This is a genomic window from Mycobacterium sp. (assembly GCF_052144515.1).
Taxonomy (GTDB): Bacteria; Actinomycetota; Actinomycetes; order Mycobacteriales; family Mycobacteriaceae; genus Mycobacterium.
The window spans coordinates 1-8,891 of the sequence record NZ_JBKQQD010000051.1; the positions used below are offsets into that span (position 1 = coordinate 1).

General features: G+C 61.9%; 6 protein-coding genes. 5 read left to right on the forward strand and 1 reads right to left on the reverse strand.

Annotation, left to right across the window (positions count from 1 at the left end):
* Window positions 1-342 precede the first annotated feature (342 nt).
* The 4 genes from ACLP9N_RS02565 (at window position 343) to ACLP9N_RS02580 (ending at window position 4,243) form a co-directional block, all read left to right on the forward strand.
* Complete coding sequence (locus ACLP9N_RS02565) at window positions 343-1,143, forward strand: aldolase/citrate lyase family protein (RefSeq protein WP_442405924.1); 801 nt, start codon at window positions 343-345, stop codon at window positions 1,141-1,143.
* A 106-nt stretch (window positions 1,144-1,249) separates the two neighbouring features.
* A complete protein-coding gene (locus tag ACLP9N_RS02570) occupies window positions 1,250-1,915 on the forward strand; it encodes an SDR family NAD(P)-dependent oxidoreductase (protein WP_442405925.1) in 666 nt (221 codons plus the stop codon).
* Between the two features lie 44 nt (window positions 1,916-1,959).
* A complete protein-coding gene (locus ACLP9N_RS02575; protein WP_442405926.1) occupies window positions 1,960-2,994 on the forward strand; it encodes a 3-dehydroquinate synthase in 1,035 nt (344 codons plus the stop codon).
* Window positions 2,966-4,243: an FGGY family carbohydrate kinase gene (locus ACLP9N_RS02580; protein WP_442405927.1), complete on the forward strand. Its 1,278-nt coding sequence runs from the start codon at window positions 2,966-2,968 to the stop codon at window positions 4,241-4,243. Before ACLP9N_RS02575 ends, ACLP9N_RS02580 begins: the two co-directional genes overlap by 29 nt.
* 246 nt (window positions 4,244-4,489) lie before the next feature.
* Here ACLP9N_RS02580 and ACLP9N_RS02585 read toward each other — a convergent pair whose 3' ends face one another.
* Window positions 4,490-5,851 carry a hypothetical protein gene (locus ACLP9N_RS02585; protein WP_442405928.1) on the reverse strand — a complete coding sequence of 454 codons (1,362 nt, stop codon included), beginning with the start codon at window positions 5,849-5,851 and terminating at the stop codon, window positions 4,490-4,492.
* A gap of 2,586 nt (window positions 5,852-8,437) precedes the next feature.
* On the opposite strand from ACLP9N_RS02585, the gene ACLP9N_RS02590 reads away from it, so the two are divergent.
* Window positions 8,438-8,891, forward strand: a 454-nt coding sequence (locus tag ACLP9N_RS02590) for an aminotransferase class I/II-fold pyridoxal phosphate-dependent enzyme (RefSeq protein ID WP_442405929.1), incomplete at its 3' end; no start/stop codon positions are given.

Genomic DNA, 8,891 nt, shown 5'->3' on the forward strand with positions numbered 1-8,891 from the left:
GCGCTCATCGAGGTGCCCATCGACCCCGACCAGACCTATTATCCGAAGATCAGTTCAGCCGTGCAGCCCGATGGATCGATGAAGTCCAACCCTTTGCACCGGATGAGTCCCGACCTGCCTGCCGACGTAGAGCAGCGCGTGACTGTGCATCTTGGCGCTGCGATTCCGCAGGTCTGAACCCTGAGTTAAGCGCTGCCGCCAGCGGGTGGCCGACAGATTGGCGCGAGCCGGCCTCAGACAGTCGGCTTTTCCATTGCAGTTTTGTTCAAAACCGCCCGAGGAGCAGGATGACGCGGGATCATACTCTGCAGATTTAGTTGGGGACCCTACCGGGGAGGCACTGTGAACAAGACCGAACGGCAGATGGCCGAGATTCTGCGCGCGGGTAAGGAAAAGCACGGCGTTGTGAGCGTCAAGGCCGAGTTCGAGGCAGAAGGAACGCGCATCGACGAGCTGCTGCGTCTCGTCGACATCGCTCGGTCCGCGGGTCTGCCGCTCACCGTCAAGATCGGCGGCTGCGAGGCGATGCGTGACCTGTTGGAGGCCAAGCAGATCGGCGTACGCTACATAGTCGCTCCTATGGTTGAGTCGGCATACGCGCTGTCAAAGTACATCGCTGCCAAAAACGCCGTTTACGACGAGGATGAAGAACTCGACACCGATTTCTTGTTCAACCTCGAGACGATTACGGGTTACAACAACCTTGACGACATGCTCGAGCTGGCCGACAAGGACCGCGGTGTGCACGGCATCGTCTTTGGCAGGGTGGATTTCACAGGATCGCTCGGCCAGACCCGGGAGACGATCAACAGCCCCAAAATCACCAAGTATGTGACCACCGTTGCCGAGAAGGCTAAGTCGGCCGGTCTCGATTTGGTCCTTGGCGGTGCCATATCCAGCGACACACTGGACACCATCCGTGAGGTTGCGAAGGTGCACCTGACACGTTTCGAGACCCGTAAGGTCGTATTCGACGGTTCGGCGGGCACGCTCAACTCGATTGCTGACGGCCTGCTCAACGCAGTGCATTTCGAGCTGTTGTGGCTGCTCAACAAGCGTGACTACTACGGCCACATCACTGAAGAGGACGCCAAGCGGATCGAGATGCTTGACGCGCGTTGGAAAGTCCTCAACCACCACTGAGCACGCCAGCGGCGTCGCGTATGGCAGGTGCAAGAAGGAGACGACGAGCGTGACCGATTCCGGCCAGCTATCGACGCTCGTCCGCGACCGCGGGTTCTGAAGGCACGTGCCTTCAACAGCTCTTGTTACCGGCGCCGCACGGGGTATCGGCAGTAGCGTTGCTGACACTTTAGAGGCCAAAGGCATCCGAGTATTAAGGCCGGGGCGCAAGGAACTCGATCTCGCCGTGCCCGAGTCTGTTGTCGCCTACCTCGCAGGTGTCGACGAAGCGGTCGAGATTTTGGTAATGAACGCCGGCATCAACGATCCCGAGGCTTTGCAACAGCTTTCGCCAGAGAACTGGTCAAGCACGCAACAGGTGAACGTCACGTCCAATGTTCAACTCCTGCAAGGCTTGCTCCCCCGGATGGCGGACGCCGGCTACGGAAGGGTGGTCGCGGTCTCAAGCGTCTACGCTCATCGCGCCCGCTTGGGCCGGGTTGCCTACAGCGCATCCAAGGCTGCGATCGAGGAAGTGGTGCGGTCGGTCGCGGTGGAGTACGGCCGCTTCGGTGTGCTGGCTAATTGCGTCGCACCGGGGTTCGTGCTCACCGACCTCACGTACCAGAACAACGACGCGGAGCAGCTTCAAGCGCTGGCCAAACGCATCCCTGTAGGCCGGCTGGCCGAGCCCGCGGAGATTGCTCTCTTCATCGCCTGGCTGGTGTCTGCCGAGAATTCCTATATCACTGGCCAATCCATCGCGATCGACGGAGGTTTCTTGTGCGTGTGACCCAGGATCGGATGATAATCAAGTCGGAGCAGGGTGACTACCCCGTGGACTTCGTCGCTGAAGTCGGGATGGTTCCCGCGCTCGTTGACGCGGGCCCTGAAACCTTCGTGATCATCGACGAGGCGCTGGTCGAGCTCTACGGCGAGGCGCTGAGTGGGCTGCTGGAACACCCCACCTATCGGATCGAAGCCGACGAGGAGAGCAAAACCCTAACCGGCGTAAGCCTTTTCGTCGATTGGTTGCTGGCAAACAAGGCGACCCGGTCTGCGCGCATCGTGGCGATCGGTGGCGGCGTCATACAGGATGTCGCCACCTTCGCGTGCCACATCTACTACCGCGGGGTACCTTGGACGTTCGTTCCGACCACTCTGCTCAGCCAGGCGGACAGTTGCATCGGAGCGAAATCCAGCATCAACGTGCTTCCCCTGAAGAATCAGCTCGGTGTGTTCCACTCACCCAGCCACGTCGTTATCTGCTCGGAGTTCTTAAACAGCCTGCCCGAGATCGAGATCGATTCCGGCTATGGCGAGATCTACAAGCTCGCTCTCACCAATGAGGGCGCGTTCTTTGATGAGCTCACCGAGGCGTTAAGCAATGGTGGCCACCGCAATCCTCAGGTGCTGCAGTTGATCCGCAAGGCGCTGGAAAGCAAGCGCCAGGTCATCGAGAAGGACGAGCACGAGTCGGATCTGCGCCGAGTGCTCAACTACGGTCACAGCTTCGGCCATGCGCTCGAAGCGCTTACACACAACGAGGTTCCGCACGGAATTGCCGTGATGTGGGGCATGGACTTGATCAACTTTCTTGGCGTTCGATGGGGTTTGACGAACCCCGTAACAGCCGCGCGGGTGCGGGCGGTTCTTGCCGCGAACACCGAATACACCATCGGAACCATTCCGTCAGCCCGCGAACTGGTGGATACGCTCAAGCGCGACAAGAAGGTGCGGAAGGGCGTCATTTACTTTGCTGTCCTGCACGACGAGGGCGACCTGAGGATCGTGCCGAAGCCCCTCGACGACACACTCGTAACCGAGGTCTCGGAGTACCTGGATGGCGAACCGCTCTTCGCTGCTCGTTGACCTCGGCGCCACCTACGTCAAGGTTGCAGTCTCCCGCCCCGACGAGGGTATCGTCGCGGAGAGCAAATTCCCGTTCCCGCAATTCACCTCGCTTGAGGGGCCATACCGCATTGTCGACCCTGCGGTTGTCGTAGCGGCGGTCGAAGCGGCCATCGCGTCGGCCTTGCCGCTTGCCGAGGATCCGGAGCGAATCCTGCTGAGCGGCCAAATGCACGGCTGGACGCTGACCGACGACCACAACGTCCCACAGTTACCGTTGATCACCTGGCAGGACAACCGAGCCCTCCTCGTGCGCAACGGAATTACCTACCTGGACCAACTGCGCAACACACAGCCGCCGGAGGTCTGGCATGACGTCGGGAATGAGCTGCGGTCCGGTCTACCGGTAGCGGGCATCTACGCGACCGATCTGACGGCGATCGATGGTCGTCTCCGCCTGCACAGCCTGCTGTCCTGGGTGGCCACGGCGCTGACGGGCAAGCCGGAATTCGTTCAGCACATCACCGATTCGGCCGCCTCCGGAATGTTCGACCTCAGAGCCGGATCGTGGTCCGAGCCGATCACCGGAACTGTCGGCGGCGGCCGACTCTCATTGCCGCGGGTGTCGTGGACGCCGGAGCCGGTCGGTGTCCACCGCGCTTCGGGTGCCGCGGTCTTCACTCCGGTGGGTGACCAGCAGGCGGCGTTGCTCGGCGCAGGAATCGGCGAGGGAGTGACGGCCTTCAACATCTCGACCGGGGGCCAGGTGGCCCGAATCTCTCGCGAGCATGCGGGGGACCGCTGCCAAACTCGCCCGTACTTTGACGGACTGCTGCTTCACACCAAAACGCACCTGCCGGCTGGACGCGCGCTCACGCACGGTCTCGCACTGTTGTCACGGGGTCGTACCGACGAGCAGGCATGGCGGTGGGCCGCCGAAGCGGCCGCCGCACCCGCGCGGCCCGGAATTCTGCGCGCCCACCCGACGTTTCACGGCGCCGACGGGGGCGGCTGGTCTGGCATCGTGGAAGCTAATAGCGCCGAAGACCTTCTGCGGGCGCTTGTGGCGTCCGTCGTCGCGCCGTACGTCGACGGCGCCGCGGATGTCGGATTTCGAAGTACAGACGGGCTGCTGTTCTGCGGGGGAGTAGCCCAGCGTTTCGCCCCTGTGCGTGCCGCAATCCAGTTGGGACTTAATCGTCCGGCGAAAGTCGCGCCTGATGGAGACATGGCCCTGCGCGGACTGGCCGTCCTGGCTGGTCGATTGTAGGGAGCCGCAATATGAAGCGGATGCGTGGCGCGGTTTCGTTACCTCCGCAAACGCAGCCTTGCCGTAAGCGCGCACACCCCTCTGCGACCGAGCCTGAGGGACCAGCGCAAGAAATAGTTTCGTTTATGATCATCGGAGCAATTTGGAGCAGTCGTTCGATCAACATCGGGGTAGTCCGAGGGGCGGCCGACGACATCGTTCAAGATTCGACGGACGGCATCCGTCTGGCGAGCTGCCGGGTAGCGATCAGGAGGAGGCTGCCGGGATCCGTTCGCGGGGGCCGGATGTGGGGACGGTGTCCGCCAAAGCGCAGCAAGCCGGTTTTCGCGCGTATGAAATCAAGATTGCCGCACACGTAATCAGCCATAGCATCGGCGCCAAGAGCGCCGTCGTGGCAACGACCGGGGTAGCTTTGTCAATCTCTCCCGGCCCACCCGGTAGCGCGATCTGGGCAATCGTGAGCGCCGCTGCCAGACTCACACAGACGCCGACCGCGCGACGGCGGTCACCGAGGACCGCGAGCCGGTCGAAAATCCCCGATCCTGGCCGGCCATATGGGTCCCGGGCCACCAACGCGGCGACCGGTAAGACGAACACCAGGTAGTAGCGGCCTGTCATCGCGGGAAACAGCGAGGCGGCGGACAACAGCGCGATACCCACCATTACCGGGGGGATGCGTCGCCCAAGAGCAAGCACGCAGACGACGACCACGACGAGCACCGCACTTCCGATCAGCAATCGCGGGCCAGCGAGAAAGCCGGGAGGGACATAGCCCAGCTTCATACGCATGATCTGATCCGGGATGAGGAGGACTCCGTTCGCGAAGGACACGTTATTTATCCCGACAAGCATTGGGAACGAACTGCTGTAGTCGCGGGCGTTGTGAATCGACTGCACGATTGTTGCGGGAAAGTCTCGCGGCCACAGCAGATAGGCGGCGAGATTGGAGATCGCGGCCCCGGCCACCGCGATGCCGCCCATCCGCCATTGCCGGGCCGCGAACAACGCCACAGCCAGCACAGCGAATTGCGGTTTCACCAGTGCTGCCAAGACCACCATGATCGTGACGAGGCCCCACCGCCGTCGACAGAGCGCAACCAGAAACACCAGGCCGATCGGCGCGACGAACCCCACCGAGTTGCCCCGATCGATTGTCATCCACGCCGGAATGGCTGCCGCACCCACCGCCACAAACACCACCACCCGCTCGAGACCACGTGCACCCCGAGCCGACCACACGGCGGGACTAAAGACCGCGATCGTCAAAGCAAGCAGGTAGCCGAACAACCCCAGCCGTGGCGCATGCAGCCATGCAGCGGGACCCGCGAAGATCATAAGCGGCACCAATCCACCAGCGGGGTATGTGGTTCTGTAGGGCTCCCACGGATTTGGCAGCACACCGACGAGAGCGAACATTCCATAATCGTTGAAGCAGTGTCGACCAAACTTCATCCCCCAATTGGGAAAGCAGTCAGCCGGGAGCCAAGCGAGAGAGGAAATCACGTCGACGGAATAGTACTGGGTGAGAACGAAGCACACCGCCCCCGAAACCGCCGACGCGATCAGGATGGTGCCCAGCATAATGGTGCGCTCGGTTTGGCCGGCCACCACCGAGACCCTGTCGCGGACCGCCGAGACGAAATCCGGGAGCACCTTGAGGCGTCGGTTCAGTGCATTCTCCTCGGGTCTGCGCGAAACGGTACGAGAGTAGGGTCGCTCAACCCAGCCACGCGGGAGTGTAACCCAATGCTCCTGCTATGGAGCAATATCGAGCGGTATTCGCAAAGCGGCCGGCCGGGTTTGGCCATAACCCGCATAAGAGGCGAATCCCGCTGCGCCAGGCGGAATCTCGAGGCCTGTCGGTGCAGGGAACCAAAAGTGAGGTATTGTGTCCATATCCATGCCCCCGGAAAGTGGAAGGGATCAATGGGCGCCAAGCAGACACACGAGGACCGGCAGACGCATCTGAAAAGTCTGGGGCAAAGGCAATTTGATGACACTCGACTTGACCTCACCGCCACCACAGGTCATAGGGCCCGGAGTCTCACACGTTACCGAGGCACCCGCGGTAGCAGCGGCTCACCTCCATAAGATTGGCAAAAGCCGAGGCCGCGAGCAGGGGCACTCCGCGCGGCGGTTGTCATCCGGGGAGGGATGCTTGGCGCGGCGAGGCCCGAGCGCCCAGATAGCCACGACGTACGAGAATCCGCAGTCGGTCGAATATCATAACGAGCTCGTTTTTGTGGCGGAGGAGCTCGGCGACACGCCTCTCTGCCTGCCGCAATCCGGTCGGGACTTAATCGTTGGGGGAAAGTCGCGCCTGAACGCGACATGCCCGTCGGCGTGAAAGCCACCTTGGCGGGTTTAATGCAGGCAGCCGCAACGAAAAAACTGATGCGCGATTTCGTCGCCCCGCGCAGGCAGGGACTCCGTGTGTGCGCACACCCACGCGCAGCGCCGATGTGAATGGCCAGAACAGGATTAAGTTGGCTGCCGATCAGCGAAGCGATCTAGGGCAACCTTTCATCAGCATCTCGCCAACCTCGACGGCCACGTCGGGGTTGCCGACGGCCCCATATTGGAGGAACCTCACCGGCTGGCCACAAGGGTCGGAGGTCGCTGCTCGGGGAGAAGGGGGCCCATCGCGACATTGGAATTCTGATGAGCAGCAACCAGGTGAGGGTCAAGACGCGGCTACCGAAATATATTCGCGCGGCCTGGATGTGGTGAGGGCGTCCGTCGAAGCGCAGGAAGCCGGTCTTCGCGCGTATGAAACGATGATCGCCGCGCACGCAACCAGCCAGAGGATCGGCGTCAGGCCCGCCGTCGTGGCGACGACCGGCATAGCGTTGACAACCTGCACCGGCGCCCACGGCAGCGCGATCTGGGCAATAGTGAAGGCAGCGGCCAGACTCACACAGATGCCGACTGCGCGACGGCGGTCACCGGGGGTCCCGACCCCTGCTCGCGGGTGCGGTCGAAAATCCCCAAACCTGGCGGCCCATCTGGGTTCCGGGCCACTAGCGCAGCGATCGGTAAGGCGAACACGAGGTAGTAGTGGTACGCTACTGTGGGAACAGCGCGGGAGTGGGCAGCAGCGCGATAACACCATCACCGGGGAGATGCGTCGCCCGAGAGCAAGGACGCAGACGACGACCACGACGAGTACGATGGCTCCGATCAGCGATCGCGGGCCCGCGAGAAAGCCGTCCGGGACGTAGCCAAGAGGACGCCCTTCCCAAAGGACACGTTGTACGGCCCGACAAGCGTTGAGGACGAACTGCTGTAGTTGAGGATGTTGTGGATCGACTGTCCGACTGTTTCGGGAAAATCCCGCCACCACAGCAGGTACGCCGACGAGATTGGAGATCACCATTCCTCCGAGCGCGATGCCGCTCATCCGCCATTGTCGGGCCGCGAACAATGCGACAGCGAGCACGGCGAACTGTGGTTTCACCATCGCGGCAAGAACTACCATGATTGCCACCAGCCCCCACCGCCGTCGGCGCAACGCCACCAGAAAGGCCAGCGCGATCGGCGCCACAAATCCAGTCGAGTTGGCCCGATCGATAACCACCCACGCTGGAATAGCCGCGGCGCCTAGGGCCACAAACACCACGACCCGCTCGAGACCACGTGAACCCCGAGACGCCCAGACAGCCGGAGTAAAGACCGCGATAGTCAAAGCAAGCAGGTAGCCGAACAGGCCCAGCAGCGGCGCATGCAGCCACGCAGCGGGACTCGCGAAGATCACATGCGGCACCAACGCAGCAGCTGGGTATGCGGTTGGGTCTAGCAACTGATCAGCCCACTGGAAGGGCTCCCACGGATTTGGCCGCGCGACGACAAAGCTTAAAGCTCCATAGTCATTGAAGCAGTGTTGACCAACCTTCATCCCCCACTTGTGCCAGCATTCACTCGGCGGCAAAACGAGAGAGGAAATTCTGCCTCGGTTCTGCGCGAAACGTCCGCCGGGCGTGGCGCGCTACTTGTAGCGTATACGACATGGTCGAGACCAACGGGAATGGCAACATGCACTGGCAGACATTAGAATTCAACGACGGCACGGCCTCCTATTTCGCGGAGATCGCTAGATGGCTTCCGCCGATTTACCCCGACGAACTGCACGCGAATCCTCTCTGGTCTCCGCGGAGATGGCACGCGATCCCGTCTGGTGATTGAGAGGTGGCGCGAATGTCGGATCCTAAAGTTCCGTTCAACGTGCCTTACATGACCGGACGGGAGCTCAGTTACATCGCCGAAGCCCACTCTTCCGGCCGCCTCGCCGGCGATGCCGCCTTCACCCAACGCTGCCATGCCTGGCTCGAACAGCAGATCGGTTGCCGCAAGGCGCTGCTCACCCCCTCATGCACCGCCGCGCTGGAGATGATGGCGCTGCTTCTGGAGGTAGAGGAGGGGGACGAAGTCATTCTGCCGTCATTCACTTTTGTCTCGACGGCCAACGCCTTTGTGTTGCGCGGCGGCGTGCCAGTTTTTGTCGATATTCGGCCTGACACACTCAACATTGATGAAACCCGTATTGAAGAAGCCATCACTCCGCGAACCAAGGCCATCGTCCCTGTTCACTATGCCGGCGTGGCCTGCGAGATGGACGCGATCATGGCGATCGCCACGCGCCACAGCCTAG